This window comes from Mesorhizobium sp. J18 (assembly GCF_007829525.1).
Classification (GTDB): Bacteria; Pseudomonadota; Alphaproteobacteria; order Rhizobiales; family Rhizobiaceae; genus VLJP01.
In genome coordinates this window covers 47,238-73,517 of the sequence record NZ_VLJP01000008.1, presented here as the reverse complement: position 1 = coordinate 73,517, position 26,280 = coordinate 47,238, and the positions used below count along the sequence as shown (strand labels likewise).

Annotated in this window: 26 protein-coding genes; 8 read left to right on the top strand and 18 right to left on the bottom strand. The window is 58.9% G+C overall.

Annotated features, from left to right (window positions below):
* Position 1: 1 nt before the first annotated feature.
* Together glp and lexA are read left to right on the top strand one after the other, a co-directional pair.
* Complete coding sequence (gene glp / locus L598_RS04645; protein ID WP_144860794.1) at positions 2-1,210, top strand: gephyrin-like molybdotransferase Glp; 1,209 nt, start codon at positions 2-4, stop codon at positions 1,208-1,210.
* 107 nt (positions 1,211-1,317) lie between these two features.
* Positions 1,318-2,028 (top strand): transcriptional repressor LexA, encoded by a 711-nt coding sequence (lexA, locus tag L598_RS04640; RefSeq protein ID WP_144860815.1) that lies wholly within the window; start codon positions 1,318-1,320, stop codon positions 2,026-2,028.
* Here lexA and L598_RS04635 read toward each other — a convergent pair.
* Positions 1,985-4,441: a ComEC/Rec2 family competence protein gene (locus L598_RS04635; protein ID WP_144860793.1), complete on the bottom strand. Its 2,457-nt coding sequence runs from the start codon at positions 4,439-4,441 to the stop codon at positions 1,985-1,987. The two genes, lexA and L598_RS04635, sit on opposite strands and share 44 nt — an antisense overlap.
* Positions 4,442-4,573: 132 nt before the next feature.
* Between L598_RS04635 and gltX the strand changes: the two genes are divergently transcribed.
* Together gltX and gltA are read left to right on the top strand one after the other, a co-directional pair.
* Positions 4,574-5,995: a glutamate--tRNA ligase gene (gene gltX, locus L598_RS04630; RefSeq protein WP_144860792.1), complete on the top strand. Its 1,422-nt coding sequence runs from the start codon at positions 4,574-4,576 to the stop codon at positions 5,993-5,995.
* Between the two features lie 171 nt (positions 5,996-6,166).
* Positions 6,167-7,456, top strand: coding sequence for a citrate synthase (gltA, locus tag L598_RS04625; RefSeq protein WP_144860791.1), 1,290 nt, complete (start codon positions 6,167-6,169; stop codon positions 7,454-7,456).
* A 44-nt stretch (positions 7,457-7,500) separates the two neighbouring features.
* On the opposite strand, the gene lpxB is transcribed toward gltA, so the two are convergent.
* From lpxB to L598_RS04555, 14 genes are all read right to left on the bottom strand, one after another.
* Positions 7,501-8,685, bottom strand: a complete 1,185-nt coding sequence (gene lpxB / locus L598_RS04620) for a lipid-A-disaccharide synthase (protein ID WP_144860790.1) — start codon at positions 8,683-8,685, stop codon at positions 7,501-7,503.
* Between the two features lie 3 nt (positions 8,686-8,688).
* On the bottom strand, positions 8,689-9,573 hold the full coding sequence (gene lpxI / locus L598_RS04615; RefSeq protein WP_144860789.1) for a UDP-2,3-diacylglucosamine diphosphatase LpxI: 885 nt from the start codon (positions 9,571-9,573) through the stop codon (positions 8,689-8,691).
* Complete coding sequence (lpxA, locus tag L598_RS04610) at positions 9,557-10,387, bottom strand: acyl-ACP--UDP-N-acetylglucosamine O-acyltransferase (protein ID WP_144860814.1); 831 nt, start codon at positions 10,385-10,387, stop codon at positions 9,557-9,559. The genes lpxI and lpxA overlap by 17 nt, the downstream gene beginning before the upstream one ends.
* A 13-nt stretch (positions 10,388-10,400) precedes the next feature.
* Entirely contained in the window at positions 10,401-10,871 is a 471-nt protein-coding gene (fabZ, locus tag L598_RS04605; protein ID WP_144860788.1) for a 3-hydroxyacyl-ACP dehydratase FabZ, read from the bottom strand.
* Positions 10,864-11,922 (bottom strand): UDP-3-O-(3-hydroxymyristoyl)glucosamine N-acyltransferase, encoded by a 1,059-nt coding sequence (gene lpxD / locus L598_RS04600; protein ID WP_144860787.1) that lies wholly within the window; start codon positions 11,920-11,922, stop codon positions 10,864-10,866. The genes fabZ and lpxD overlap by 8 nt, the downstream gene beginning before the upstream one ends.
* 54 nt (positions 11,923-11,976) lie before the next feature.
* Positions 11,977-14,340 (bottom strand): outer membrane protein assembly factor BamA, encoded by a 2,364-nt coding sequence (gene bamA / locus L598_RS04595; protein ID WP_144860786.1) that lies wholly within the window; start codon positions 14,338-14,340, stop codon positions 11,977-11,979.
* 227 nt (positions 14,341-14,567) lie between these two features.
* Positions 14,568-15,707: an RIP metalloprotease RseP gene (gene rseP / locus L598_RS04590; RefSeq protein WP_144860813.1), complete on the bottom strand. Its 1,140-nt coding sequence runs from the start codon at positions 15,705-15,707 to the stop codon at positions 14,568-14,570.
* 91 nt (positions 15,708-15,798) lie between these two features.
* Positions 15,799-16,617 carry a phosphatidate cytidylyltransferase gene (locus L598_RS04585; RefSeq protein WP_144860785.1) on the bottom strand — a complete coding sequence of 273 codons (819 nt, stop codon included), beginning with the start codon at positions 16,615-16,617 and terminating at the stop codon, positions 15,799-15,801.
* Between the two features lie 44 nt (positions 16,618-16,661).
* Positions 16,662-17,378 (bottom strand): isoprenyl transferase, encoded by a 717-nt coding sequence (locus L598_RS04580; protein ID WP_144860784.1) that lies wholly within the window; start codon positions 17,376-17,378, stop codon positions 16,662-16,664.
* Positions 17,379-17,422: 44 nt separating this feature from the next.
* On the bottom strand, positions 17,423-17,983 hold the full coding sequence (gene frr, locus L598_RS04575; protein WP_144860783.1) for a ribosome recycling factor: 561 nt from the start codon (positions 17,981-17,983) through the stop codon (positions 17,423-17,425).
* Positions 17,984-18,003: 20 nt separating this feature from the next.
* Positions 18,004-18,741 (bottom strand): UMP kinase, encoded by a 738-nt coding sequence (gene pyrH / locus L598_RS04570; RefSeq protein WP_144860782.1) that lies wholly within the window; start codon positions 18,739-18,741, stop codon positions 18,004-18,006.
* A 91-nt stretch (positions 18,742-18,832) separates the two neighbouring features.
* The gene (gene tsf / locus L598_RS04565; RefSeq protein WP_144860781.1) at positions 18,833-19,756 is read right to left on the bottom strand and encodes a translation elongation factor Ts; all 924 of its coding nucleotides are present in this window, start codon (positions 19,754-19,756) and stop codon (positions 18,833-18,835) included.
* 123 nt (positions 19,757-19,879) lie between these two features.
* A complete protein-coding gene (rpsB, locus tag L598_RS04560; protein ID WP_144860780.1) occupies positions 19,880-20,716 on the bottom strand; it encodes a 30S ribosomal protein S2 in 837 nt (278 codons plus the stop codon).
* A gap of 158 nt (positions 20,717-20,874) precedes the next feature.
* Positions 20,875-21,702 (bottom strand): cell envelope integrity EipB family protein, encoded by an 828-nt coding sequence (locus L598_RS04555; protein ID WP_144860779.1) that lies wholly within the window; start codon positions 21,700-21,702, stop codon positions 20,875-20,877.
* A 135-nt stretch (positions 21,703-21,837) separates the two neighbouring features.
* On the opposite strand from L598_RS04555, the gene L598_RS04550 reads away from it, so the two are divergent.
* From L598_RS04550 to L598_RS04540, 3 genes are all read left to right on the top strand, one after another.
* Positions 21,838-22,302: a RidA family protein gene (locus L598_RS04550; protein ID WP_144860778.1), complete on the top strand. Its 465-nt coding sequence runs from the start codon at positions 21,838-21,840 to the stop codon at positions 22,300-22,302.
* Positions 22,303-22,305: 3 nt separating this feature from the next.
* Positions 22,306-23,016 carry a glycerophosphodiester phosphodiesterase gene (locus L598_RS04545; RefSeq protein ID WP_144860777.1) on the top strand — a complete coding sequence of 237 codons (711 nt, stop codon included), beginning with the start codon at positions 22,306-22,308 and terminating at the stop codon, positions 23,014-23,016.
* 78 nt (positions 23,017-23,094) lie between these two features.
* Positions 23,095-24,270, top strand: coding sequence for a GNAT family N-acetyltransferase (locus L598_RS04540; protein WP_144860776.1), 1,176 nt, complete (start codon positions 23,095-23,097; stop codon positions 24,268-24,270).
* A gap of 20 nt (positions 24,271-24,290) precedes the next feature.
* On the opposite strand, the gene L598_RS04535 is transcribed toward L598_RS04540, so the two are convergent.
* Positions 24,291-24,620 carry a multidrug efflux SMR transporter gene (locus L598_RS04535; protein WP_144860775.1) on the bottom strand — a complete coding sequence of 110 codons (330 nt, stop codon included), beginning with the start codon at positions 24,618-24,620 and terminating at the stop codon, positions 24,291-24,293.
* An 83-nt stretch (positions 24,621-24,703) separates the two neighbouring features.
* On the opposite strand from L598_RS04535, the gene L598_RS04530 reads away from it, so the two are divergent.
* Positions 24,704-25,138 carry an HIT family protein gene (locus tag L598_RS04530; protein ID WP_144860774.1) on the top strand — a complete coding sequence of 145 codons (435 nt, stop codon included), beginning with the start codon at positions 24,704-24,706 and terminating at the stop codon, positions 25,136-25,138.
* Here L598_RS04530 and L598_RS04525 read toward each other — a convergent pair.
* Together L598_RS04525 and L598_RS04520 are read right to left on the bottom strand one after the other, a co-directional pair.
* Positions 25,135-25,482 (bottom strand): AzlD domain-containing protein, encoded by a 348-nt coding sequence (locus L598_RS04525; protein ID WP_144860773.1) that lies wholly within the window; start codon positions 25,480-25,482, stop codon positions 25,135-25,137. The two genes, L598_RS04530 and L598_RS04525, sit on opposite strands and share 4 nt — an antisense overlap.
* Positions 25,479-26,222, bottom strand: a complete 744-nt coding sequence (locus L598_RS04520) for an AzlC family ABC transporter permease (RefSeq protein ID WP_144860772.1) — start codon at positions 26,220-26,222, stop codon at positions 25,479-25,481. Before L598_RS04520 ends, L598_RS04525 begins: the two co-directional genes overlap by 4 nt.
* Positions 26,223-26,280: the final 58 nt, after the last annotated feature.

Genomic DNA, 26,280 nt, shown 5'->3' with positions numbered 1-26,280 from the left:
GATGGCGCTTCTGCCCGTAGACGAAGCCATGGCGCGCATGCTCTCCGGCGTGGAGCGTCTTGAAACTGAGAGGGTCCCCCTGCTGGAGGCGGGCGGGCGGGTTCTCGCTGCCCCCCTCACCGCTTTGCGTACGCAGCCGCCTTTCGACGCTTCGGCTATGGACGGCTATGCTGTGCGCGCCGCAGATGTCGCCAAGATTCCTGCCCAACTAACGGTGATCGGAGAATCAGCCGCCGGCAGAAGGTTTTCCGGCATTGTCGGCACCGGCGAAGCAGTACGCATATTTACCGGCGCTCCCGTTCCCGAGGGGACGGACACCATTCTCGTACAGGAGAACGCCGAGGTCTTTCCAGATGGGCGCCGTATTAACGCAAGGGCGAGTGTTGGCGCGGGACGCCATATTCGGCGCGCGGGGCTGGATTTTACTGAAGGCGATCCCCTGCTGGATGAGGGCTGCCTGCTGGACGCGGCCACTATCTCCCTGGCCGCGGCCGCGAATCACGCCACACTGCCTGTCGTTCGCAGGCCACGTATTGCCATATTGGCAACCGGTGATGAGCTCGTTCTTCCCGGAAACGAGCCTGGACCGGATCAGATCGTCGCTTCCAACAGCTACGGCATAGCCACTATGGCCCAGGCGGATGGCGCGCGTGTTTATGATCTCGGCATCGTGCCGGACGACCAGGAAGCGATCACAGAAGCGATCCGGCATGCCCTTGAGATACAGGTGGATGTTATAGCAACCCTCGGAGGTGCATCCGTCGGCGCACGTGACCTTGTTCACGGGGCGCTTCTGGAAGCCGGAATGGAGCTTGATTTCTGGAAGATCGCCATGCGGCCCGGCAAGCCGCTAATGGTGGGAAAATTCGGCAGAACCCGTGTGTTGGGCCTCCCTGGAAACCCCGTTTCAAGCCTTGTATGCGCCCATTTGTTTTTGAGGCCCCTCATCGCTCGGCTGGCCGGAAGGAGCTTCGAACCGGCGGTACGGGACGCCGTTCTCGCAGTGGCCATAAGGGAGAACGACGAGCGGCGCGACTATATGCGCGCGCGCATAGAAGCTGGTCCTACCGGCCCAGTGGCAACGCCTTTCGAGCGTCAGGATTCGTCCATGCTGACAACGCTTGCCACAGCCAATGCTCTCATTATTCGGGAGCCGTTTGCMCCGGCCGCCACGGCAGGATCACCTTGCCGTGTGCTGATGCTACGTTGAACAAACAGCTAACAGATTCATTAAAATTTAAATTGTTGCGGAACACAACTGGAACAGATACGGTATGTTCTGGTTTTGTTTTATTGGTGATTCCTGGGGTTCCGCCAATGCTGACGCGCAAACAGCACGAACTGCTACTCTTTATCCATCAACGATTGAAGGAGACGGGAATACCCCCTTCCTTTGATGAGATGAAGGAAGCTCTGGATTTGGCTTCGAAGTCGGGAATCCACCGGCTGATCACCGCCCTGGAGGAGCGCGGTTTCATCCGCAGACTACCCAATCGGGCACGAGCCCTGGAAGTGTTGCGGCTGCCCGATTCGATCGCTCCCGGCCTGGGTAGCGCGCGCAAATTCTCCCCGAGCGTCATCGAGGGCAGTCTCGGTCGCAAGGAGCCGCCGCGCCGGCCTGCTCCGAGCAATGATGACGAGGTTGGCGTTGTTTCGGTCCCTGTCATGGGACGTATCGCCGCTGGCGTCCCGATCGAGGCCATTCAACACCAGACGCATTCCATCGGCGTTCCCCCCGACATGCTTTCTGGCGGTGAGCACTATGCGCTCGAAGTAAAAGGCGATTCCATGATCGAGGCCGGGATTTTCGACGGAGACACTGTGATCATACGAGAAACGCAAACTGCCAATCCTGGCGACATTGTCGTGGCCCTGGTGGATGAGGAGGAAGCGACATTAAAGCGTTTCCGTCGCAAGGGAGCGTCCATCGCTCTGGAAGCAGCCAATCCGGCTTATGAGACACGCATTTTCGGCCCAGACAGGATCAAGGTTCAGGGGCGGCTTGTAGGATTGATCCGCCGTTACTGACCTGTCCTCGGGAAGCCTTAAGCGAGACTGTGGTCATTTGTTTTTCCTGATCGCGCTTCTTTCGCTGAAAAGGCGGCAGGCCGCGGGCGGCGCGGTAATATGCTCTGTGCTCATGCCATGGGCGCCACGGTTCGGTGATCGAAGAGACTACGTCGACTATCGGTAATCCGTCCCGATCATCGAACGAAACCGAAGCGCTACCGCGGCGGGCAAGGTCCCTTTTCGTGATGACGATTGCTAGACCGGACTTGCAGACATTCCTCGCTGTGGCGTCGTCGATTACGATCAGTGTAGCGGTTCGGCACAGCGACCTGGCCACAGCCTGGTCTGTGGTGTGTATCACGACGGCGCCACTGCTATGGCCGGCGATGCAATAAGCCTCGTGACAGATGAAAGGCCCGTCTTGGAGCTTGCCAGGTGGCTTGGAGCTTTCTGGAAAATCACCGTTTTGCGGCTTTACGATACCGTTGGCAGCCAGGGCCGACAGCCAGTTTTCACTCGTAAAGCCGTTGGGTCGGTCGCGATTGACAGCCATCACTCCATCGGCCAGCCGCAAACCGACCAGTCGGGCATCTTCCGATATCAGAAGATCCGGGAGATCACGCTGCCAGAGCATCGTTGCTCCTATCGCGATCAATGGCAACCCCAGCAGACGCAAACGAGTTGTCGGCACACAAAAGACGATCAGAGCGACCGACAGCAGCAGCACGGCGGATGCCGGAAGGATGCCGGTTGCATCGTTTGGTGCAAGTTCCGAAACCCATTGTGCGATCGCCGTAGTCGCCGCAATCCCCTTACCCATGACAAAGAGCGGCGGCCCCTCCAATCCGATAGGCATCAACACGACGCCGAGCACGCCAAACGGCATAACCAGTGTGGATACGATAGGCATGGCAAGAAGATTTCCGATCAGGCCGAGCGGCGCCGCACGTTGGAAATGCCAAACCGCGAAAAGCGTTGTCGCGACGCCTGCCACGATGGAGGTGACGGCGAGACCGACTACGTACAGGGTAACGCCTCTCAAGGCTGACCGGACAGACGAGGAACCTGTCGGCGGGGTTTTCGACCCCTTCGTCCTCGCCTTGCTCCAGGCCGCATAGACGGCAATGAGTGCCATTGTTGCGGCAAACGACATCTGGAAACTCGGCCCGATGATCTCGTGCGGCGATGTCACCAGAACAATGATCGTGGCGATCGCAAGATTGCGCATGGTGATTGCCGAACGGTCGAACAGAAGGGCGACCAGCATGACGGCGAGCATGATGAAACTGCGCTGGGCAGCGACGGCATTGCCGGAAATAAACAGATAGAATGCGGCTGCACAGAGCGCCGTCCCGGCGGCGAATTTCTTTACCGGATAACGGGAAGTGAATGCGGGAAACAGAGCGAATCCGAACCGTATCGCCTGCATGACCGTCACCGTGACCAAGGCCATATGGAGACCAGAGATGGAAAGAATATGCGCCAGGCCTGCGTCTCGCAAAGCCTGATTGATCTCGTCCGGTATACCGGCGCGCACCCCCGCCACCAGGGCAGCTGCAATCTCGCCATCAGCTCCGATGACATGCCCGCGTATGCGACCAGCCAGTGCCTGGCGCATGGATTCGAAGCGCGCTTCCAATCGTTGCCACAGGCCGGGCTCGTCCGGCAGATCCGCGCGTTCGGGATTTGTCAGGAAGAAGCCGACAGCGCCAATCCCGTCAAAATAGCTCTGGAAGGAAAAATCGTAGCCATTCGGTCGTACAGGTCCTGAAGGAGGCATGAGCTGCGCGAGGCCTGCCACGCCCTCCCCTGCAGCGAGACCGGAAGGTACTTCACGAGCGGTCACACGAATGCGGTCTGGAGCATAACGGAGTTGCGGGCGGGAGGTGTCTGTTATGTCGATTGTGAGTCGGATCCGGCCACTTGCCTGGTTTTCGATTTTCACCACACGACCGACAATACGGGTGGAGATGTCGGAGCCGAGCATCTTGGTGTCCATCCGCCAAACTTCCAGCTTGCCGAACGCAATTCCGGCGACGAAAAGCAGCGTGGCGGCAAGCCCGAGATGTAGAAGATATCGTGATCGTGTCACCAGGATTGCTGAGGCCAAAGTGATGATGCTGACGGCCAGAATCCCGGCTTCCGGCTCAAAAGGTGCCAGGAAGTAGAAGAGCGCCCCTGCTCCCAGGAGTACAGGCACCAGGAGAAAGGCGGTGCCGCGTGCGCTCTCCTCGAAAAAGGCCTCGCCTATCGCACGGCTTAGCTCAAGAGCGAGTTGACCGATCGTTACAGAAAGCAGGTTCCTTTTACCCAGATGGCGCTGTGCCACAGGCGCACTGGCGGATTCCAGCACAACCGGTTGGTTCGCTGTCGCCTGGATATCGAACTGCAACCGTTCGTCGTCTGTGTCGGTTTTCGATCCGGTCCCCATCCCGTCCCGTCCGGATTGCGAAATGCTTGCGCCCCAATCGTCCTATGCTACATGACTGCCGACGAAATGCCACCAGCCGCGCGGTCTGTCCGCTTGCTCGGCTGGCTTCAAACTTTTCCCGGGAAAGAAACGATGTCCGACACCGTCATCACGCGCTTCGCACCCTCGCCTACCGGCTTCCTTCATATCGGCGGGGCGCGTACGGCCCTCTTCAATTGGCTCTACGCCAAGCATACCGGCGGCAAGATGCTGCTGCGTATTGAGGACACGGATCGTGAGCGCTCGACTGAAGCGGCAACGGCTGCAATTCTCGATGGTTTGTCTTGGCTGGGACTCCAATGGGATGGTGAGGCAATCTCACAGTTTGCCCGCGTTGAGCGGCACCGGCAGGTTGCCGAGGAGTTGGTCGCCAAGGGCCATGCATATTATTGTTATGCCAGTGCGGCGGAGCTGGAGGCCATGCGCGAGAAGGCGCGCGCGGAAGGACGTCCGCCGCGTTATGATGGAACCTGGCGCGACAGGGATCCTTCGGAAGCGCCTGCAGGTGTGAAGCCGGTGATCCGGATCAGAGCCCCGCAGGAGGGGGAGACGATCGTTCAAGACCGGGTGCTTGGCGAAATCCGTTTCCCAAATAAGGACCTTGATGATTTCGTCATTCTGCGTTCTGACGGCACGCCGACCTATATGCACGCTGTCGTGGTCGACGATCACGACATGGGCGTGACGCACATCATTCGCGGCGACGACCATCTCACCAACGCCGCCCGCCAAACGATGATCTACAATGCCATGGGTTGGCAGGTGCCTGTCATGGCTCACGTCCCGATGATCCTGGGCGCCGACGGTGCGAAGCTTTCCAAGCGACACGGCGCGTTGGGCGTGGAAGCCTATCGGGCCATGGGCTACCTCCCCTCGGCCCTGCGCAACTATCTCGCCCGCCTTGGCTGGAGCCATGGCGACGATGAGGTGATGTTGACGGAGGATATGATCCGTTGGTTCGAGATCGAGGATATCAACAAGGCCGCCTCGCGCTTTGATTTTCAGAAGCTGGAGGCGCTGAACGGCGTCCACATGCGCCAAATGGATGACAGTGAACTGCTCGAAATCTTCCTTTCGACCCTGCCCCATCTCGAAGGCGGTGATCGATTCCTTACCTGCCTCGACGAGAAAAAAAAACATCAGTTGCTCGCCGCAATGCCAGGCCTGAAGGAGCGTGCGAAAACGCTTCTCGAGTTGATGGACGGAGCTGCATTTCTGGTCGCGAAGCGCCCGCTGGAACTGGAGGAAAAGGCGTCCGCATTGCTCGATTCCGAGGCGCAGTCGGTTCTTGGGGACATCCTGACGATATTGGAAAGATTGCAAGAATGGACCGCCGAATCCACCGAAGCGGTGGTCCGTGATTATGCGGAGAAGACGGGCCGCAAGCTCGGCAAGGTGGCGCAGCCGCTTCGTGCCGCCTTGACTGGCCGCACGACGTCGCCAGGCATATTCGACGTGCTTGCCGTGCTGGGCCGGGACGAAAGCCTTGCGCGAATTCGCGATCAAGCAGCTTGATACGGAACGGTCCTGGTCGTAGATAGTGCAACGCAGCAACCGACCGGTTGCCGTGCTTGGCACAAAGGGGCAAATGCGGTAGCAAAAGCGCGCATATGGCTTCCCCGGCCATTCCCGAAGCGGCAAGACCACCTGCCGACGCCAAGTTTCAAGAAAAGAGGTGATTGTGCGATGACCAATGCGACTGCGAAGCTGCAACTTGGCGATAAGTCCGCGGAATTCAAGGTTCGCGAAGGGTCGGTGGGCCCGAACGTACTCGATATAACTTCGCTGTACAAAGACACCGGGATGTTCACTTACGATCCCGGCTTCACGTCAACGGCAAGCTGCGAATCGAAGATTACCTTTATTGATGGCGACGAAGGTATCCTGCTGCATCGCGGCTACCCGATCGAGCAACTTGCCGAACACAGTGATTTCCTCGAAGTCTGTTATTTGCTCCTTTATGGCGAGTTGCCCACCAAGGCGCAGAAGGAGGATTTCGATTTCCGCGTCACCCACCACACCATGCTGCATGAGCAGATGTCGCGTTTCTTCACAGGCTTCCGGCGTGACGCACATCCTATGGCTGTCATGTGTGGCATGGTTGGCGCATTATCGGCCTTCTATCACGACTCGACGGACATTTCGGACCCGCATCAGCGTATGGTCGCCTCGATCCGCATGATCGCGAAGATGCCGACCATTGCTGCCATGGCCTATAAATACCATATCGGCCAGCCCTTCATGTATCCGCGCAACGAGCTCAGTTATTCGGCCAATTTCCTGTATATGTGCTTCGGCGTGCCGTGCGAGGAATACAAGATAAACCCGGTGCTGGCGCGCGCCATGGATCGCATCTTCATCCTCCATGCCGATCATGAGCAGAACGCCTCGACCTCGACCGTTCGACTGGCGGGTTCCTCGGGCGCCAATCCCTTCGCCTGCATAGCGGCCGGTATTGCCTGTCTCTGGGGCCCGGCGCATGGCGGCGCCAATGAAGCAGCGCTCAATATGCTGAGCGAGATCGGCACACCCGATCGCATCCCCGAATTCATCAATCGCGCCAAGGACAAGAACGACCCATTCCGTTTGATGGGCTTCGGACATCGCGTCTATAAGAACTATGATCCGCGCGCCAAGATCATGCAGCAAACCTGCCATGAGGTGCTGAATGAACTGGGCATCAAGGACGATCCGCTGCTGGACGTTGCGATGGAGCTTGAGCGTATTGCGCTAACTGACGAATATTTCATCGAGAAGAAGCTCTATCCGAATGTTGATTTCTACTCTGGCATCACGCTCAAGGCGCTCGGTTTCCCCACCACGATGTTCACGGTGCTTTTTGCCCTTGCCCGTACGGTGGGCTGGATCGCCCAGTGGAAGGAGATGATCGAGGATCCGCACCAGAAGATCGGCCGTCCGCGTCAGCTCTATACGGGTATGCCGAAACGCGACTACGTACCGATCGCAAAACGGTGATCCCACAAAGAAACGGGCGCAGTCAGCGCCCATTTCTTATCCGGTCATCCCTTTGCGGACATGCCTTTGCGGATATGTCGAAGCACCACCTTGGCGGCTATATCGCCTGAGGCCTGTGTCGTAGACAAGGCGGCCGCCACCTGGGCGAAACCGTCGAGTTGGGCCTTTCGCGCCGGAGTGTCTTTCATAAGCTGCCCAAGCTGGCGCGCGAGATAGGGTGGCCTGATGAACTCATTGAAATGCTCGGGCACGATCGGCCAATCGGCGATCAGGTTGGGCAACGAGGCAGACCAGGAAGTAATCAGCCCTATCAGGGCGCGCGCTGCAAAATCCGTCTTGTAGCAGACTACGAAAGGCACTCGAGCCAGAGCCAGCTCCAGCGCTACCGTTCCCGAGCACGCGAGCGCGGCGTCCGCTTCAGCAAATGCCTTCCACTTCGACTGGCCATCGAGAATGATCCTGGGCTTTTCAATCCAATCGGCGGTCCGTTCCTCGACAATTGACGCGACATGCGGGACCGTCGGCATCAGCACTTCGAGCGGGCCTTCCCTTTCTGTCAGAAGACGAACCGTCTCGCCGAAGGGGCCGAGCAGGCTGCGCACCTCGCCTTTCCGCGAACCAGGCAGTACCAGCAGCTTGCGTGGTCCCTTCCCTCGACGCAGCGGCTGCGCCTGTTGCGCTTCCGCCGCCGCAAGGAGGCTCGGATCGGCGGCCAGGCGGTGGCCGACGAATGTTCCCGGCGGCCCGCCCAGCAGCTCCAATTCGCGCGGTTCAAATGGCAACAGGCAAAGAATATTGTCGATATAAGGCCGCATGGCAGGCGCCCTGCCAGGCCGCCAGGCCCATACACTCGGACTGACGTAATGCACTATAGGTATCGTCGGGTCAGCCGCCCTCACCTTTTTCGCCACACGCAGGCTGAAATCCGGACTGTCGATGGTGACGAGGCAATCCGGCCTGGCTGCAACAATGCTTCTCGCCGTCTGGCCGATGCGCAAGATCAATCGCGGCAGATCGCGTACCACCGCGCTTATTCCCATAAGCGCAATCTCGTCGGCGTTGAACAGGGAATTCAGGCCAAGTTTTTCCAGATTGTGTCCCCCGACGCCAACCAGTTCAACCTCTTGCTGGGCCATTTTCCTTAGAGCTGTGACGAGATCGGCCCCGAGCAAGTCCCCGGACTCCTCTCCCGCAACGACGGCAATACGTAGGAGATCCTCCGATGCCATCGTCTAGGCCTCCCCCAGCCCAACCACGAACAGTCCCAACGCATTGGCCCGTTCCACCGTGGCAGTGAAATCAAGGATGAAGGTATGGTCGGCCTCAACAGCGACGCCGGCAAGTCCGGCAGCGTGAGCGCCTTCTATGGTATCGGGGCCTATGGCCGGCAGATCTGCACGCAGTTCCTGCCCAGGCTTGGCGCACTTGACCAGCACGCCACGCCTCTTGCCCGCGAGGCGGCCATGATTGCGCATTTCGCGTGTGCGCGCCAGCAAGCCGTCCGTACCCTCTATGCCCTCAAGAGCGATTGCCCGGCCGCCGATTGCCACCGCACCCTGACCGATATCAAGGGCGCCGATTGCGCGGGCTGCGGCCAATCCTGCCAGGATGTCCTTGCGGTCGCCCGCCATGGGACGGGCGCGGGTGAGCACACCTTCCGGGGCCAGAAGATCGGGCGCGATCTCATGCGCGCCGACTACCTTGATCCCGTTCTTTTCGATATAGCCGATGATGGTTCGCAGCAGGCCGTCGTCACCCCGACGATAGGCGGCAATCAGCTTCGGAATGATGCCAATGAGTCCCAGGCCCAGCTTGATCTTGCGGATGCGCGGACGCCGCGAGACTCCTCCTGCAAGCACCAAGTGCGTGATGCCTTCACGCTTCAGCTTGGGTAAAAGTCGGCCGAATTCTTCCGGCGGCAGCGTGACAAGATCAAATGCATCCGGCCTGTCCTGCCACTCCGCTTCGCCCTTTATAGCTATGACGAGCGGACGGTGCCCCTTGCGTACCAATTCATCGACCACCTGTACTGGCAGGTTGCCGCTCCCGGCAACGACTGCAATGCGGTCCCTTTCCGCGAGCGTGAAAGGCGCCGCCTGGTCACTCCGTATCGTCATCGGCATCGTCCCCGGCGCCCAATGGAGGCACCGTGAGATGGCGTCTCTGGCGGTCGCCGATGAACCGGAGCATTTCCGCGACCAAAGCGGATTGCGGGAATTCGCGCTCCACACGTTGTATATTGGCCGACAAAGGTTGGTCTGGCGCGAAAAGCATGCGGTACGCGCTGCGTATTTCGGTCAGTTCGGCGCGTGACATGCCAGCACGCTTCATGCCGATAACGTTCAGCCCACGGAGCTTGGCGCGATCGCCGACAGCCATGCCGTAAGGGATAACATCTCCGACAACCGCTGCAAAACCGGCTAAGAAAGCATGGTGGCCTATGCGGACGAACTGATGAACTGCCGCATAGCCCGAAATGATGACAAAATCGCCGATTTCCGCATGGCCCCCGAGCCCGGAATAATTGGCCATGGTGACATTGTTACCCACATCGCAATCATGGGCGACATGGCAGTAAGCCATGAAAAGCCCGTTGTTCCCTACGGTTGTCTTGCCGCGGCTTGTATCGGTCCCGCGATGAAAGGTGACGCCTTCGCGGATGACATTATTGCTTCCGACCGTCAGCACGGTCGGGCCACCTTTGTGTTTGAAGTTTTGCGGAGGTGCTCCAAGAACTGCCCCGGGATAGACCTGCGTCCCGCTGCCCAGCGTGGTGGCTCCCATGACGGTGACATGGCCAAGCAGTTCGACGCCATCTTCCAGGACCGCCTCGCCTGAAACATGGCAGAATGGTCCGATGCGCACACCGATACCGAGCTGCGCCCCTTTTTCAACGATCGCCGTGGGATGTATGGATGTTTCGCGGGTGATCGGCGACATGAATTCAGGCCGGCTCCTTGGGGGACATCATGGCCGAGATCTCGGCTTCGGCCACCTTGCTGCCCTCGACCGTCGCTTCGCAAGCGAATCTCCAGATGTTTCCCCGCTGTTTCAGCTTTTTGACGTGGATCTCAAGCCTGTCGCCGGGCACCACCGGTCGGCGGAATTTAGCATTGTCTATTGTCATGAAGTAGACGAGAGCAGGCTTGTTGCCTCCGGCATTGTGGAGGCAGATCGCACCCGCTGTCTGGGCCATGGCTTCGACGATGAGAACGCCTGGCATCACCGGCTGTTCCGGGAAATGGCCGGTGAAATGCGGCTCGTTGAAGGTAACGTTTTTGATGCCGGTGGCCGAATTGTCCCCATCCACATTGATGATCCGGTCTACCAGCAGGAATGGATAGCGATGCGGCAGCAGTTGCAGCAGCTTCAAAATGTCGATGGTTTCGAGGCTTGTCGCCGCACTGTCATTCATGGTTTTCGCTCTTCCTGTGTCCCTTCCCGAGCAGCGCGCGGACAGCGGCGTATTCCCTGAACGCCTCGCGGAAAGGCTTCGCGGGCAAGCCAGCCCAGCGTTCCCCTTCCGGAATGTCGTTCATCACACCGCTGGAGGCCGCCAACTGCGCTCGCGCGCCGATGTTCACGTGATCCGAAATGCCAACGCGCCCCCCTAGCATGACATAGTCCCCGAGTGTCACCGAACCGGAAATTCCGCAATGCCCGGCAATAACGCATCCCCTGCCAATGCGAACATTGTGGGCGATCTGCACCAGATTGTCGATTTTGGTCCCCTCGCCTATGACGGTGTCGGAAAGCGCTCCCCGATCGATGGTGGTATTAGCTCCGATCTCGACGTCATCTTGTACGACGACGCGGCCGATTTGCGGCATTTTCTCCAGTCCGTGGCTTCCGGGCACATAGCCGAAACCATCCTGGCCGATCTTGGTGCCTGAATGAAGGATGACACGGTCGCCGATCAGGGCATATTGGACGACTGCATTCGGGCCGATATGGCAGTCACGACCGATCCTGACCGAGGGACCGACAACGACATTGGGACCTATGACGGTGCCGCGACCGATAGATGCGCCGGCGCCGATGACAGCCCCTGGTTCGACTATCGCTCCGGCTTCGATATTCGCTTCCGCGCCGATAAAGGCCCGATCCGAAATTCCGGTCTCGCCGGTAATGGGTGCCAGCCGGACGGATGAAGGAAAGAGCAGTCTTCCGACGGCAGCAAAGGCAAGCTGTGGCCTGGGCGTGACGAGGACGGCAATTCCGGAAGGGACGCGACTGGCGACGTCCTCCGTGCAAAGGACTGCTGCCGCCCTGGCCGTCTTGAGAGTATCGGCGTTACGCTTGCCCTCGACGAAGATCAGCGCGCCCTCGGCCCCCTCTGAGGCGGATGCCAGGCGCGAGATTTCGACATCCGATTGCTGCTCGTCGATAAGCTCCGCACCGGTCAAAGTAGCAATCTCGCCGGCCCGGAAGCGGCGAGACGGTGCGAAGAATACCGGTTCTGTCATGAACGCCTTCTGGTCCGGGCCGTTAACGGCCCGGAAATTTCTTGCTGCGGATCCCTAGAAGCGAGTGGAGATGCCGAAGTTGAAGTTCTGCACGTCGTCGTTGTCTTCCTTGACCACAGGAACCGCATAGTCGATGCGCAGCGGTCCGAAAGGCGAAGCCCAGATCAAGCCGACACCGACCGAAGCGCGCCATTCCATGCCAGTGCCAACGGCCTGAGGTATGTCGCTTCCGTAAAGAGTAGCCGCGTCAGCAAAGACAGCTCCGCGCATGCCGATGCTCGGCGGGATGACCGGCAACGGGAATTGCGCTTCCACCGAGGCATTGAAATAGGTCTTGCCGCCGAGGTGATCATTGGTCTCGGGATCATAAGGTCCAATGCCGTTGTAGTCGAAGCCTCGGATGATGCGGTCCGTGCTTTCGAAATGGTCGAATATCCGAAGATCTCCATCATAAGCCTCGACATGACCGCCACCCACGGTGATCAGCCCGACAAGATCCAGTTCCTCAGACAAGGTCTTGTAATAGTTGCCGCGCGCCGTGAACTTGACGAATTTCGCATCGCCGCCAAGGCCGGCCACTTCCGTCGTGAAATTCGCATAGATGCCGTCACGCGGATTCCGCATATTGTCGATCGTGTTGTAGATCAGCGAACCGCTGACCGAAGACTTGACCCACTTGCCGTCGTTGATCGCCTCTACAATGGCGGACGACAGATCACAGTCGGCATCCGGAACACCATCCCCATTGTCATCGCAACGCTCTCGGTACTCATACTCTTCCTGCGAGTAAATGTAGGCGAGCTGCGTCGACAGGGCCTCCGTGATCGGCAGACCGAAACGGACTGTCGCGCCCGTCGTCTCACGCTCATATTCGTCATAGCGGCGGGTCCTGTGGAAGACATCGAAGCCAGCCGAAATGCGGCTTCCCAGGAAATACGGTTCCGTGAAGGAAAATTGATAGTCGCGCGAATCCCTGCCGCCGCCGGCGGACAGTCGGACATACTGGCCACGGCCAAGGAAGTTGCGTTCCGAAACGGACCCCTCGACCGAGAAGCCGGAACCGCTGGTGGCGGATTCGCCGGTCGAGTAGCCGGCACCGATGGAGAATTCGCCTGTGGGCTTCTCGACCACATCGACCACGAGGATCACCTGGTCAGGCTGTGAGCCGGGAACAGTTGAGACATTAACTGTCTGAAAGAAATCAAGGTCTTCCAGCCGCTTCTTGGCGCGCTGCACAAGAACCTGATTAAAGGCGTCGCCCTCGCTGATGTCGAATTCGCGACGGATGACATAATCGCGCGTGCGCGTATTGCCGCGAATCTCGATGCGCTGGACATAGGCGCGCGGACCTTCATCTATGGAATAGATGACGGAGATTTCGCGCGTCTCGAAATTGCGGTCACCGCGCGGCGTTACCTGCGCGAAGGCATAACCCAGACCCGCAACCTCCTCGGTCAAGCCGATGATGCTGTCTTCCACGGCCTTGGCGCTGTAGACATTGCCCTTCTTGGAGTCGATCTCCGAGCGCAGCCGTTCCGTATCGATGCCCTCGATCGTCGTCTCCAGGCCGATCTCGCCAAAGGTATAGCGCTCGCCCTCGTCCACCGTGATGGTGATCGTATATTCGTTCTCCGTCTCATTGAGCTCCGCGGAGGACGAGATCACGCGAAAATCAGCATAGCCGTGATCGTAATAGAATCGACGCAGCGTTTCTTCGTCCGCGCGCAGCCGATCCTCGGCGTAAACGTCGTTGCGGATGAGGAAGGAGAAAATATTGGACTGCTTGGTCGAGATCACGTCGCGCAGGCGACGGTCGCTATAGGCATTGTTGCCGACGAAATTGATGTTGGCGATCTTGGTCCGGCCACCTTCCTGGATGTTGAAGATGACGTTGACCCGATTGTCGCCCAGTTGCTGGACCTGTGGCGTCACGGTCGTGTCGTCACGTCCGATACGCCGGTAAGCTTCGCGAATGGTTTCGGCGTCGGATTCCATCATCGCATTGGAGAAAGAGCCTCGCGGCTTCAACTGCACGGCCTGCGAAAGATTGGCATCCTTGATCTTCTTGTTGCCCTGGAACAGGACCTGATTGACGATCGAATATTCATCGACCACCACAACCAAGGTGCTGCCCGACTGGCTGATGCGGACATCCGAGAAAAGACCGGTTGCGAAGAGGCGCTTTATGGCCTCGTTCACGTCGCCATTGTCGAACGACTCGCCAGGGCGGATGCCGATATAGTTGCGGATCGTCTCAGCGTCGACGCGCTGGTTGCCTCGCACTTCGATCCGGCTCACCGTTGCCGCCTCTGCCTGCGACACATAAGCGAGCTGGGCTGCGAGCATACCGGAACTGGCAAGCCCGACCGACAGGGCCACCGCCGAGGCGGCACTCATGAACCTGGAAGATGCCTTCATTGGGCCTGAAAACCTTTTATTCTCGTTGTCCCCACGGCGAGAAATCCGGACATCGCGGTCAGATCGGTACCGTAATAACCGGATTTTCCATACACGCAAGGCTTCTGGTTAATATGCGTTTACTAATCCAGGACGCGTGGCATTAGAGCCACGGCAATCCGCAGTCATGGTAAACGGTGCATCAATTTTTCCCGTCTTTCCCTCCCGACAGGCCCCTTCTTCCTCTCTTAACAGGCAAACAGGTCGTTCCAAAAGACGAAGCCCATGAAAACGAGCACCAGCAACAGCCCTGCCCTGTAGACCACATCCATCACCGGCTCAGGAACCGGTCTGCGGATGACGGCCTCTATGCCGTAAAACACTAGATGGCCGCCATCAAGCGGGGGAATGGGCAGAAGGTTCAGAATTCCTATGCCGACTGACAAAAGCGCAACAAGCTGCACCAGCCATTCGAAGCCCATTTGCGCTGCCTTGCCGGCCATGTCCGCAATCTTCACCGGGCCGCCGAGCTGGCAGCGGTCCTCGCGTCCGGTGACGAATCGCTTGAGAAACTGCCCTGTGCGAACGATGACATGGCCCGTTTCCACGACGGCCTGGCCAAGCGCTTCTATCGGCCCATACTCGACAAGCCGCGGCTGGCCGATCTCCTCGTTGTTGACGACACCGATAACGCCGATCCTGATCGTATTGCCGAGCGAATCCTGCTGCTCGGTTACCTCTGGCGTTGCCGTCAAGGTCACCTCGACGCCGTCGCGCCTAACAACAAAGGTAAGCGGATCGCCAGCACGGCCGGAGACAATTCTTTGCACATCGCCGAATGTCTCGACAGGGGTGCCATCAACCGAGACAAATCTGTCTCCGGGCATGAAGCCGGCGGCGGCGGCCGGGCTGTCTGGACGAACCTCGGCCACGGTGGGTTCCGAGATGAAGCGCCCAAAGACGGCAAACATCACGGCGAAAACGGCTATGGTCAGGAGGAAATTGAAGAAAGGTCCGGCGAAAACCGTCAGAGCCCGCTTCCATACAGGCTGGGTATGGAAGGCAACGCGCTTTTCCTCCTCCGACAAGCGGTCCATCTCCTCCTTGTCGGGCTCGCTTGTGACCGCCATATCGCCGACGAACTTGACGTAGCCGCCCAAGGGAATGGCAGACAGACGCCAGCGTGTGCCATGCCGATCGTTGAATCCGAAAAGTTCGGGGCCGAAGCCGATAGAGAAGGCCTTTACGCCGATACCGCACCATCGTCCGACCAGATAGTGACCCATCTCGTGTACGAAGACGACCACCGTGAGCACGAACAGGAAAGGAATGATCGTGCCGATCAGCAGACCATTCGTGCTGAAGATCGAGGAGAAAATCTCCGCCAAAACGCCCTCTTGTTCCCAAGCCATATCTTTGCCGCGCTTTCAAACTTGTCACATCAAAGCGGGCGAATCCGTGGCAATGCCGTAGCAGTCTTCAGGGTTGGAAGAAACCTCCCGCCGGCGATGCGCCGCCGGCTATGAAAGCCCCGATGAGGTAGAACAGGGCGGCAGCGGCGACCAGTCCGTCTACCCGGTCCATTACTCCGCCATGACCGGGAATAAGATTGCCGGAATCCTTGACGCCATGTCGGCGCTTCATCGCCGATTCGAACAGATCGCCTAGCTGGGAAACGATCGACAGGCAAAGTGCTACGGTGGCCATGGCCGCTGTCCCGAGCAACGATCCCGTCCAGGCCACCACGGCAAGGCCGGCGATGACGCCGAAGACCGTGCCGCCGATAGCACCGCTCCATGTCTTGCCCGGCGATATGGATGGCGCAAGCTTGGGACCGCCCACTGCCCGGCCAGTGAAATAGGCCAGAATGTCGGTGACCCAGACGACAGCGAAAAGGAAGAGCATCGCCGCGAATCCGGCGAGGCTGTCCGACCGCAGGAAGGAAAGCGCCAGCGCTGGCGCGACGGCGTAAAGAAGGCCTGCCGCGGTCCATCCACCTTGCCTGGCAAGCCATGCATGGAGAAGGCAGACAAGGACTGCCCCGCAAAGCACACCGAAGGAAATCTGCGGCCCGGCGCCGGCAATCAGGAGGAGGAGGATCAAACCCGTGAGGAGCCAGGCCAGGGCAAAATGTGCGCGGCTGGAGCGCGTTCTCCCCATGGAGGTCCACTCATGGAATATCGCGGCCGCCATTGCAGCCATCAGCAGGCGGAATGGCAGCCCACCGAGATATGTGAGCGCGAGCACGGCAGCGCCGAGGACCAGTGCGGATATGATGCGCAGTTGCAGATTGCTCATTGAGCCACGCCCCTGGCCGGCCTTTGGTGTCGGGCTCTGATCAGTCACGAAACGGCTTCGCGCGTGTCTACGCCGCCGAACCGGCGATCACGCGCCGCGAAGGCTTCAATGGCCGCAGCCAAGTCGGCGCGGCTGAAATCGGGCCAATTGCAGGGTACAAAGACGAACTCGCTATATGCTGCCTGCCAAAGGAGGAAGTTCGAAAGCCTCTGTTCGCCACTCGTGCGGATGATCAGGTCTGGATCCGGGATTCCGGCTGTATCGAGGTAACCTGCAAAGGATTCGGGATTGATGTCCTCGGGATTCAGCTTCCCTTGCGCGACGTCGCGTGCCAAGCGCCTGGCAGCCCGGGCGATCTCATCGCGTGCCCCATAGTTGAAGGCAATCACGAGATTCATCGAGCGGTTCTGGGCGGTCAGCGTCTCGGCTTCGACCAGAAGCGCCTCGATGTCCGGGGCGAGTCCCGCCCGGTTTCCAACAATGCGGACGCGCACGCCGTTCTGATGAAGCTCGGCAAGATCACGCCGGATAAAGAGCTTCAGGAGCCCCATCAGGTCGCTGATTTCGGATTTCGGCCGCGACCAGTTCTCCGAAGAGAAGGCATAAACCGTAAGCCAGGGGATTCCCATCTCGCCAGCGGCGCGCACGGTATTGCGGAGAGCCTCTACGCCGGCCCGATGACCTGCACTTCGCGGCAGACCGCGTGCACCAGCCCAGCGGCCATTGCCATCCATGATGATTGCGACATGCGCGGGCTTCACCGATCCTTACCCCTTTGTGGTTCTGACGCCCGCCGATGCAGTCGTCAGACCTGCATGATCTCCGCTTCCTTCTCAGCCAGAAGCTTGTCGATTGTCGCGATGGTGTCATCCGTCATCTTCTGCACCCGCTCCGATTGCGAGCGCAATTCGTCCTGGCTGATGGCGCTGTCCTTCTCGGCCTTCTTCAGATGCTCCATCCCGTCGCGCCGCACATGCCGCGCGGCGACGCGCGCGTTCTCGGCATATTGATGGGCAATCTTGGCCAATTCCTTGCGCCGCTCTTCGTTAAGTTCCGGGAGCGGAATACGAAGGGTCGAGCCGTCGACGATCGGGTTAAAGCCTAAATTCGACTCGCGGATTGCGCGGTCGACCGCCTGCACCATCGATTTGTCCCATACGCTGACCGAAATCATGCGCGGTTCAGGCACAGTGATGGTCGCGACCTGATTGATAGGCATAGGGGAGCCGTAGGCTTCAACCTGGATCGGATCGAGGAGGTTGGCTGAGGCCCGACCGGTGCGAAGCGAACCGAGATCGTGTTTGAAGGCGCTTACCGCGCCGTCCATCCGCCTTTGCAGATCCTTGAAATCAACTCCGTCGCTCATCTGCCGCTCCCTGACCCGTTCTATTCTGCAGCCGCAGGTTCATCAGCCACCACGGTATAGTGGCCTTCGCCCCTCAAAATGGCTCCAAAACCGCCTTTTTCATGAATTGAGAAGACGATTATCGGTATGTTGTTCTCACGCGCAAGCGCAATCGCCGCCGTATCCATGATCGACAGCCCCTCACGGATGACGTGCTCATGGCTGATGCGATCGTAACGGATTGCATTCTTGTCCTTGTAGGGATCGGCGGAATAGACGCCATCCACTTGCGTTCCCTTGAACAGGGCGTCCGCCCCGATCTCGGCGGCGCGCAAAGCGGCGGCGGAATCCGTCGTGAAGAAGGGATTGCCCGTTCCGCCGGCGAAGATCACCACCTTGCCCTCATTCATATATGCGGTCGCCTGGCGCTGGGAGAAGCTTTCGCAGAGCTCGGGCATGGCAATTGCCGACAAAACCACAGCCTCGACGCCGATTTTCATCAGCGAAGTACGCAGCGCAAGGGAATTGATGACTGTCGCGAGCATACCCATGTGGTCGCCGGTCACCCTGTCGCCCCCCTTTGAAGCAACGGCCACGCCGCGGAATATATTGCCGCCACCGATGACGACACCAACCTCGACGCCGAGCGACCGCGCCTCGGCTATGTCGGCAGCGATCCTGTCGACCACCGAAACGTCGATCCCAAAGCCTTGTCCGCCCATCAGGGCCTCGCCGGAAGCCTTGAGCACGACGCGCCGGTAAATGGGTTTGGAGGTCATCTATTCCTCTTAGGATCAATCGCCCCTGCGATACACGAAGGGCATCGCGATGTCACGCGATGCCCCTCGATAGATCGTTACTGAAAAATGGTTACTTCTTGACCGCCGCGGCGACTTCGGCTGCGAAGTCGGACGTTTCCTTCTCGATGCCTTCGCCAAGGGCAAAGCGCACAAAGCCGGCGATCTTGGCGGGTGCGCCGATTTCCTTCTCGGCCTCGGCCAACGCCTTCTCGACCGTGAGGTCGGGATTGATCACAAAAGCCTGCTTCAAAAGCACCACTTCCTCGAAATATTTCCGCAAGCGGCCTTCCACCATCTTCTCGATGATGTTCTCCGGCTTGCCCGACTGGCGCGCCTGATCGGAGAATATCTCCTTCTCGCGCGCGACCGCGGCCGGATCGACCTCTGCTTCCGTCAGGGCAAGCGGGTTCGTCGCTGCGACATGCATGGCCACCTGGCGGCCGAAGGCATTTGCCGCCTCGGCATTGCCGGTGGTCTCGATGGCAACAAGCACGCCCATTTTGCCGAGATTTTCAGCGACGGCGTTATGGACATATGTCGCCACAACACCGTTTTCGACCGAAAGCTTGGCGGCCCGTCGGAGCGTCATGTTCTCGCCGATCGTGCCGATTGCGTCCTTGATCGTGTCAGCGACTGATTTCCCGCCCGACGGATAGGCCGCCGCGGCAACGGAGTCGACCTTGCCGTCTGTCCCGAGGGCAACCGAGGCGATATCCCGTACCAGTTCCTGGAAGGCATCGTTGCGGGCGACGAAGTCCGTTTCTGAATTGACCTCGACAACAACGGCGCTCGACTTGTCGGCAGCAACACCGATCAGGCCTTCGGCCGCGGTGCGTCCGGACTTCTTGTCGGCCTTGGCTATACCCTTCTTGCGCAGCCAGTCGACCGCGGCTTCCATGTCGCCGCCCGTCTCGGCCAGCGCCGCCTTGCAATCCATCATGCCTGCGCCGGTCATCTCGCGCAGTTCCTTGACCTGTGCTGCAGAAATGCTCATCGTGGCCTCTTCCATTCTCGAAATTCTGCAAAATTGATAGCGCAGCCGCGCCTCTCAAATATGACGCGCGGGCTGCATGAACAGCCCGCGTTCGCCCACGAACGGCTGCCCCTCGACGGGGGCTCAGGATTCCTTGGAATCCTCGGTGCTGGCAGCTTCCTCGCCACCGGCCGCCTCGCCGGCATCGGCTGATTCATCAGGGCTGCTTTCCTCGAGGGCCGTCTCGACCGGCGCCTCGGTGGATTCGCCGACGTCGATGCCAAGCGAGCCCTGCTGCCGCGCGATGCCATCAATCGCTGCTCTGGCGATCAGGTCGCAATAGAGCGAAATCGCGCGTGCGGCATCGTCATTACCTGGAATTGGATAGTCGATCGGATCCGGATCGCAATTCGAATCGATGATCGCGACGACCGGGATGCCAAGACGCTTGGCTTCCTGGACGGCAATCGCCTCCTTGTTCGTGTCGATGACGAACATCATGTCGGGCGTGGAGCCCATATCCTTGATGCCCCCCAAAGCCCGATCGAGCTTGGCGCGCTCGCGCTCCAGGTTGAGCCGTTCCTTCTTGGTGAAGCCCTGTGCTTCCCCGGCAAGGAGTTCATCGAGCTTGCGCAGGCGCTGGATCGAATTGGAAATGGTCTTCCAATTCGTCAGCATGCCGCCGAGCCAGCGAGCATTGACGTAATACTGCGCGGAGCGTTGTGCCGCGTCAGCGACAATTTCCGAAGCTTGGCGCTTGGTTCCCACGAAGAGAAGCCGGCCGCCCTTCGAGACGGTATCCGAAACAGCGCGCAACGCCTGCTCAAGCAGCGGTACGGTCTGGCTGAGGTCGATCACGTGGATGTTGTTGCGGGCGCCGAAGATGTAAGGCGCCATTTTCGGGTTCCAGCGATGTGTCTGGTGGCCGAAGTGAACACCAGCTTCCAAAAGCTGGCGCATGCTGAAATCAGGCAGAGCCATCTGCGTTCTTCCTTTCCGGTTAGCCTCCACGGACCAAACGGCGGGTTGCCCCGCCACCGGAGGTGTCAGCCGTATTTCTCCCGGTCAGATACCCAAGTCCGTGTGTGGAATGGGCGCCATATAGATGCATCAAGCCATCAATGCAAGCCGGCAGCGTCTCAGTTCTTGTCACAGGGTTTGGGCGCTTCGAAAAATGCCAGATCAACTAGCCGCCCCTTTATGGAGAATTCGCCATAGTTCATCAGGAGGTCGCGCGTGATGCCGCTTTCGTGGAGCTTGAAGCTGATATTGTAGTCCGGCGTCTCCTCGCCTTCCTCCTCCTTGCCGTCGAAATATGCGATGGTGACGGGCCAGAATTTGTCGGCCGCTAGTTTCTCCATCGCGGTCCGTTCCGGATCATCTGCTTCGACGCCCTCTGCCTTGCCCACGATGACCGATGTCATCATCACCTCGCTGGCCTCATCCGAACCGTCGAAAAGGTCGGTTTCGTAAAAATTCTCGCCGGCCTTTGCCTTGCCTACGAGTTCCAGAAGATGTTCGGTCGGAAAGCGCGTGGGCTTCAGATCGAGCTCCTTGGGTTCAGGTTTCTGTAGCTTTACAATCGTGCCTTCCGGGCTGGTGGTGGCAGTGCCCTTCACCTCACTGTCGAGCGCCTCATCGATGAACGATTTGGTGACGAAGTCGAACGTCGTGCCATCACCACCTTCGAAGGTTGTCGTCTGCTGATCAGTGATCCGCGACATCTCGTCGGTGTCAATCTGGGTGACGAAGCGGAAATTGACGGTGTAGCCTTCGCAGGCCGAGCCTGCGAATTCATAGACCATTCTGCCGCTGACGCCGTTGATGCCTGAGCGGTCGGTTGCCTTGTCGAGCGACAGGTCGTAGACGGCACGATGAGGCAACAGGAGTGGGGCGGCAGAAGCGGTCTGTACAGTGAGGCCGCAGCATGTTCCGATGGCAAGCAATACGAAGCGCGATGCGCCCATGAAATCTCTCCCGTTGGCACACAGTCGGGGCATGACCATGCATATAGCACATGCAAAACAGTCGTGGCGGAAGCGAGGCAAAATATGCAAGCTCCTTCCGCTCTCTATTCAGGACCACAAAGCGAGGCAATGACCATGGCGGACACGATCGAAAAAAGACTTCTCGAACTCGGTGTCGAACTGCCCACGCCGGCAACGCCTGCCGCGAATTACGTGCCCTTCGTCGGGAGCGGAAAACTGCTCATCACCTCCGGCCAATTGCCCATCAAGGACGGCAAGCTGATGGCTATGGGCCTGCTCGGAAGGGAACTGGGTACCGAAGCCGGCAAGCTGGCCGCCAAGTGGTGTGCCGTAAACATCCTGGCACAGTTGAAAGTAGCGCTCGGTGACCTGGAGCGTGTTAAACGCATTGTCAAACTCACGGTCTTCGTCGCATCAACGCCAGACTTCACGGATCAGCATCTCGTTGCCAACGGTGCATCCGATCTCCTCGTTGCCGCCTTGGGCGAAAGTGGTCGTCACGCACGTTCTGCGGTGGGCATGGCTTCCCTGCCTTTGAATGCGCCTGTCGAAATAGAAGCAATCGTCGAGGTGGCCTGACGCATGCGGGACCTCTCCTGGTTGACGGCCCAGCCGATCGCCCATCGCGGGCTGCATGACATGAACAAGCTGCGTTGGGAGAATACATTATCGGCTTTCGTCGCCGCGGCTGATCGCGGTTACGCGATCGAATGCGACGTGCACCTGTCATCGGATGGAATTCCTGTCATCTTCCATGACGAACCTCTCCAGCGCCTGCTTGGGCAGGAAGGCAATATCTGGGAAAGGACAGCCGCCGAGCTCTCCGCATGTTCCGTTGGAGGAACGGCCGACTGCGTTCCTGCCCTGGAAACAGTTCTGGAACGGATTGACGGGCGTGTGCCCGTCATTATTGAGCTCAAGGGAACGAAGGGCCGTGATGAGGGGCTGGTCGAGAAGGTCGCTGGCCTCCTCGCCACCTATCCCGGCAAGGCAGCCATCATGTCGTTCGATCATTGGCTTGTTCGTGATTTCCGAAAGCATGCCCCGAACATTCCCGGTGGCCTAACGGCCCTTGGAACTTCCGATGCCGATATCGAGAGGCATTTTTCAATGCTTGCCCATGATATTGCCTTCGTATCCTACCACGTCATGGATTTGCCGAACCGTTTTATCTCCTTCGTACGGGAACGCCTCGCAATGCCCGTGATCACCTGGACGGTGCGCGATCAGACGGCGGTCGAGAGGACCTTCCAATACGCAGATCAGATGACCTTTGAAGGTTTCGAGCCCTGATCCGACCTGCCCGGCATCTTGCAATGCCGCAACGCAGCAATATGTTGATGCGATGATCTGCAACGGCTGGAACGCTTTATGAGCGGCGACCTTACGATCAAGGTCGTTCAAAGCCTTGCCGCGTTCTCGTCTCGGGAATGGGCGGACCTCTCCGGTACTTGTCGCGCTGCCTGCACAAGCAGCTACAATCCATTTTTATCCTTTGCTTTTTTGAAGTCTCTTGAAGACAGTGGATGCGCCACGCCGCAGACGGGATGGCTTGGACAGCATCTGCGCCTTGAAGCCGCAGACGGCAGACTGATGGGGGCCGTTCCCTGCTACCTGAAATCACATAGCCAAGGCGAGTATGTCTTCGATCACGGCTGGGCCGATGCGTTCGAGCGTGCCGGCGGACACTATTATCCCAAGCTGCAAGTTTCTATACCATTCACGCCGACAACAGGGCCGCGCCTCCTCGTTCATCATTCAGTCGAACCCGAGAGCGTGCGGACTGCCCTTGCTCATGGCCTTCGCGCGCTTGTCGAAAAACTTGGTGTGTCCTCGGTCCACGTCACCTTCGCACAGCCTGTCGACATGACTGCTCTCACGGAGGCTGGTTTTCTTCATCGCACGGACCAGCAGTTTCATTTCCACAACGAGGGATATTCGTCCTATGATGATTTCCTCGGTCAACTTGCATCCCGCAAGCGCAAGGCGCTCAAGAAGGAGCGGCGCGTCGCGTTGGAGAACGGCATCGAGATCGACTGGCTCACCGGCCGTGACATCACGGAAGCCGTGTGGGACGATTTCTTCGCCTTCTACATGGATACCGGCAGCCGCAAATGGGGACGGCCATACCTCAACCGGCGCTTCTTTTCGCTGATCGGAGAGCGCATGAGCGAGGATATCCTGCTTGTCATGGCGCGGCGCGGCGGACGATATATTGCCGGAGCAATCAATTTCATCGGTTTCGACACGCTTTACGGCCGCAACTGGGGATGTATTGAAAACCATCCCTTCCTGCACTTCGAGGTCTGTTACCATCAGGCGATCGAGTTTGCGATCGCCAAAGGTCTACGGACTGTGGAAGCCGGCGCCCAGGGCGAACACAAGCTGGCGCGCGGCTATGTGCCGGTGACGATGCATTCAGCGCACTATATTGCTCATCCGGGTTTGCGGAACGCTGTTGCCGACTACCTCGAACGTGAGCGCAGTGATGTGGAGGCGATGGGGGAATACCTCGAAGATCACCTGCCCTTCCGGCACGGAGACTGATTTCCTGTTAGGGGCAGGACTTAGTGGGATAACGTCTTTGAGAACAGGTTGACCACGAGCACGCCTGCCAGAATAAGAGCGATTCCTATGACCGCAGCCAGATCAAGCGATTGGCGAAACCAGAGCCACCCTATTGCTGTGATAAAAACAATACCTGCACCTGACCAAATGGCATAGATGATGCCCACCGGCATGGTCCGAAGCGGCAATGACAGGAAATAGAATGCCAGACCATAGCCGATTATGGTTATGACGGCTGGCCAGAATCTTGTGAAACCATCTGTTTCCTTGAGTGCCGAGGTGGCCACGACCTCGAAAGCAATCGCCGTCAGGAGATAGACATAGTTCATGGGGGCCTCGAATCGTCGGGTTGACGATCCGGAACCTAGCGCGGATAGATGCCTTGCGAAATTCAAGGCTGGTGAGAAGGGCGATGACGAACAAGCCGTATGACGATGGGAATATCTTTGCCAAGATTCTGCGCGGTGAAGTTCCCTCCCATAAGATCTACGAAGACGCCGAGACCTTCGCATTCATGGACATCATGCCGCGCGGCGACGGCCATTGTCTCGTCATCCCGAAGAAGCCGGCGCGTAACATTCTGGATGTCGATCCCGACAGCCTGAGAGCCGTCATGATCACGGTGCAGAAACTGTCACGCGCCGTGATGAAGGCGTTCAACGCTGATGGGGTAACGATCCAGCAATTCAACGAACCCGCTGGCGGTCAGGTGGTTTTTCATCTGCATTTTCATATTCTGCCGCGCTTCGAAGGCGTGCAGTTGCGCCCGCATACCGGTGAGATGGCCGATCAAGCGGTCTTAGCGGCGAACGCCGAGAAGATCCGCAAGGCACTGGCCGAATTCTAGAAGAGAAGAAGACCGGCGAGCAGTACCGCCTCGCCGGTGGCAATGCCCACGATCATCTTTTTGCCGGTTGCCAGATAGGCCGCGAAACCGGCTATGGCAGCGCCGATGCGCAGCGCCAGCGGCGTTGTAGCCAATGCGCCGCCGGGAAAGACGATGAGATTTGCGATTACTGCGGCCACCAGTGCTGTCGCGACGCACCGGACAAGCACCAGAAGATCGGAATCCTCAGAAATACGCTCGCCGAGGAATACACCGGCGAAGCGCCAGATGTCTGTGGCGATCCATCCTGCGACCAGGATAAAGACGAACGGCCACCACCAGGCCTCGATCGCGCCAAAGGTCATGTTCCTCGCCTCCGGACAATGCGGTGGAAGACATATGCCATAATGCCACCCGAGAGCCCTGCCCCCAGCAGGTCGAATTCGGGCGTCAGCAGGTGGAAGACAGGCCCCAACAGAAGACCCGCCGCCATTGCCACATGTCCGGCTCGCTCGCGGGCCGATCCCCACAATGAGGTGAGGAAATACATCGGCGTGAGCAGGAACAGGGCAGCTGAGATGGTTGCCGGCAAACGGCCAGCCATGGTGAATACGATGGCCACCACCGCCATATTCGTCAACACCAGTGTTGAGCCAAGCCCTGCATAAAAGGTCGTGCGCATTTTTCGTGGCACATGCTGAAATTTTTCCATCGCCAGCACCCAGGATGTCACAGCGACGAAATGGGAAAGCAGGTAGAGGACCCATTTGCGGGTCGTGGGCACTCTCATTTCAGGAACAAGCGCTACGACCATCGGCATCAGCCGCACGGAGGAAAGGCTGACAGCAAAAGCGGCCGCCGGAAGCGTATTGCCGGCGAGTATCGAGCCAACCAGGACAACCTTCGCCGGAAGCGCCCATACGATCCCGGTCATGAAGACTGTCTGCACAAGCGTCAGCCCTGCATCCCGTGCCAGCCCGGCGAAGCCAACAAAGGCAGCCATCAGAATCAAACCGGGCAAGGAAAAGCTTGTCCGAACGCCCCTTAGATACCAGCCGCTCGGCCGGAGTGACGCATATGTCGATCTAGAATCGTCATCAATCATTCTCAGGTCGCATAACACAGGCGACTTTGGCAGGCGACACGAGGAAATGGCTTAAATT

Coding starts and splice junctions, on each gene's coding strand:
- frr (WP_144860783.1), bottom strand. CDS start 17,983: ATGAGCGACGGAGTTGATTTCAAGGATCTGCAAAGGCGGATGGACGGC.
- L598_RS04635 (WP_144860793.1), bottom strand. CDS start 4,441: ATGGGGACCGGATCGAAAACCGACACAGACGACGAACGGTTGCAGTTC.
- bamA (WP_144860786.1), bottom strand. CDS start 14,340: ATGAAGGCATCTTCCAGGTTCATGAGTGCCGCCTCGGCGGTGGCCCTG.
- gltA (WP_144860791.1), top strand. CDS start 6,167: ATGACCAATGCGACTGCGAAGCTGCAACTTGGCGATAAGTCCGCGGAA.
- fabZ (WP_144860788.1), bottom strand. CDS start 10,871: ATGAATGACAGTGCGGCGACAAGCCTCGAAACCATCGACATTTTGAAG.
- rpsB (WP_144860780.1), bottom strand. CDS start 20,716: ATGGCTCTGCCTGATTTCAGCATGCGCCAGCTTTTGGAAGCTGGTGTT.
- tsf (WP_144860781.1), bottom strand. CDS start 19,756: ATGAGCATTTCTGCAGCACAGGTCAAGGAACTGCGCGAGATGACCGGC.
- lpxI (WP_144860789.1), bottom strand. CDS start 9,573: ATGACGATACGGAGTGACCAGGCGGCGCCTTTCACGCTCGCGGAAAGG.
- pyrH (WP_144860782.1), bottom strand. CDS start 18,741: ATGACCTCCAAACCCATTTACCGGCGCGTCGTGCTCAAGGCTTCCGGC.
- lpxB (WP_144860790.1), bottom strand. CDS start 8,685: ATGGCATCGGAGGATCTCCTACGTATTGCCGTCGTTGCGGGAGAGGAG.
- L598_RS04530 (WP_144860774.1), top strand. CDS start 24,704: ATGACGAACAAGCCGTATGACGATGGGAATATCTTTGCCAAGATTCTG.
- L598_RS04520 (WP_144860772.1), bottom strand. CDS start 26,222: ATGATTGATGACGATTCTAGATCGACATATGCGTCACTCCGGCCGAGC.
- L598_RS04555 (WP_144860779.1), bottom strand. CDS start 21,702: ATGGGCGCATCGCGCTTCGTATTGCTTGCCATCGGAACATGCTGCGGC.
- gltX (WP_144860792.1), top strand. CDS start 4,574: ATGTCCGACACCGTCATCACGCGCTTCGCACCCTCGCCTACCGGCTTC.
- lexA (WP_144860815.1), top strand. CDS start 1,318: ATGCTGACGCGCAAACAGCACGAACTGCTACTCTTTATCCATCAACGA.
- L598_RS04545 (WP_144860777.1), top strand. CDS start 22,306: ATGCGGGACCTCTCCTGGTTGACGGCCCAGCCGATCGCCCATCGCGGG.
- L598_RS04540 (WP_144860776.1), top strand. CDS start 23,095: ATGAGCGGCGACCTTACGATCAAGGTCGTTCAAAGCCTTGCCGCGTTC.
- L598_RS04525 (WP_144860773.1), bottom strand. CDS start 25,482: ATGACCTTTGGCGCGATCGAGGCCTGGTGGTGGCCGTTCGTCTTTATC.
- L598_RS04535 (WP_144860775.1), bottom strand. CDS start 24,620: ATGAACTATGTCTATCTCCTGACGGCGATTGCTTTCGAGGTCGTGGCC.
- lpxD (WP_144860787.1), bottom strand. CDS start 11,922: ATGACAGAACCGGTATTCTTCGCACCGTCTCGCCGCTTCCGGGCCGGC.
- L598_RS04550 (WP_144860778.1), top strand. CDS start 21,838: ATGGCGGACACGATCGAAAAAAGACTTCTCGAACTCGGTGTCGAACTG.
- L598_RS04585 (WP_144860785.1), bottom strand. CDS start 16,617: ATGAGCAATCTGCAACTGCGCATCATATCCGCACTGGTCCTCGGCGCT.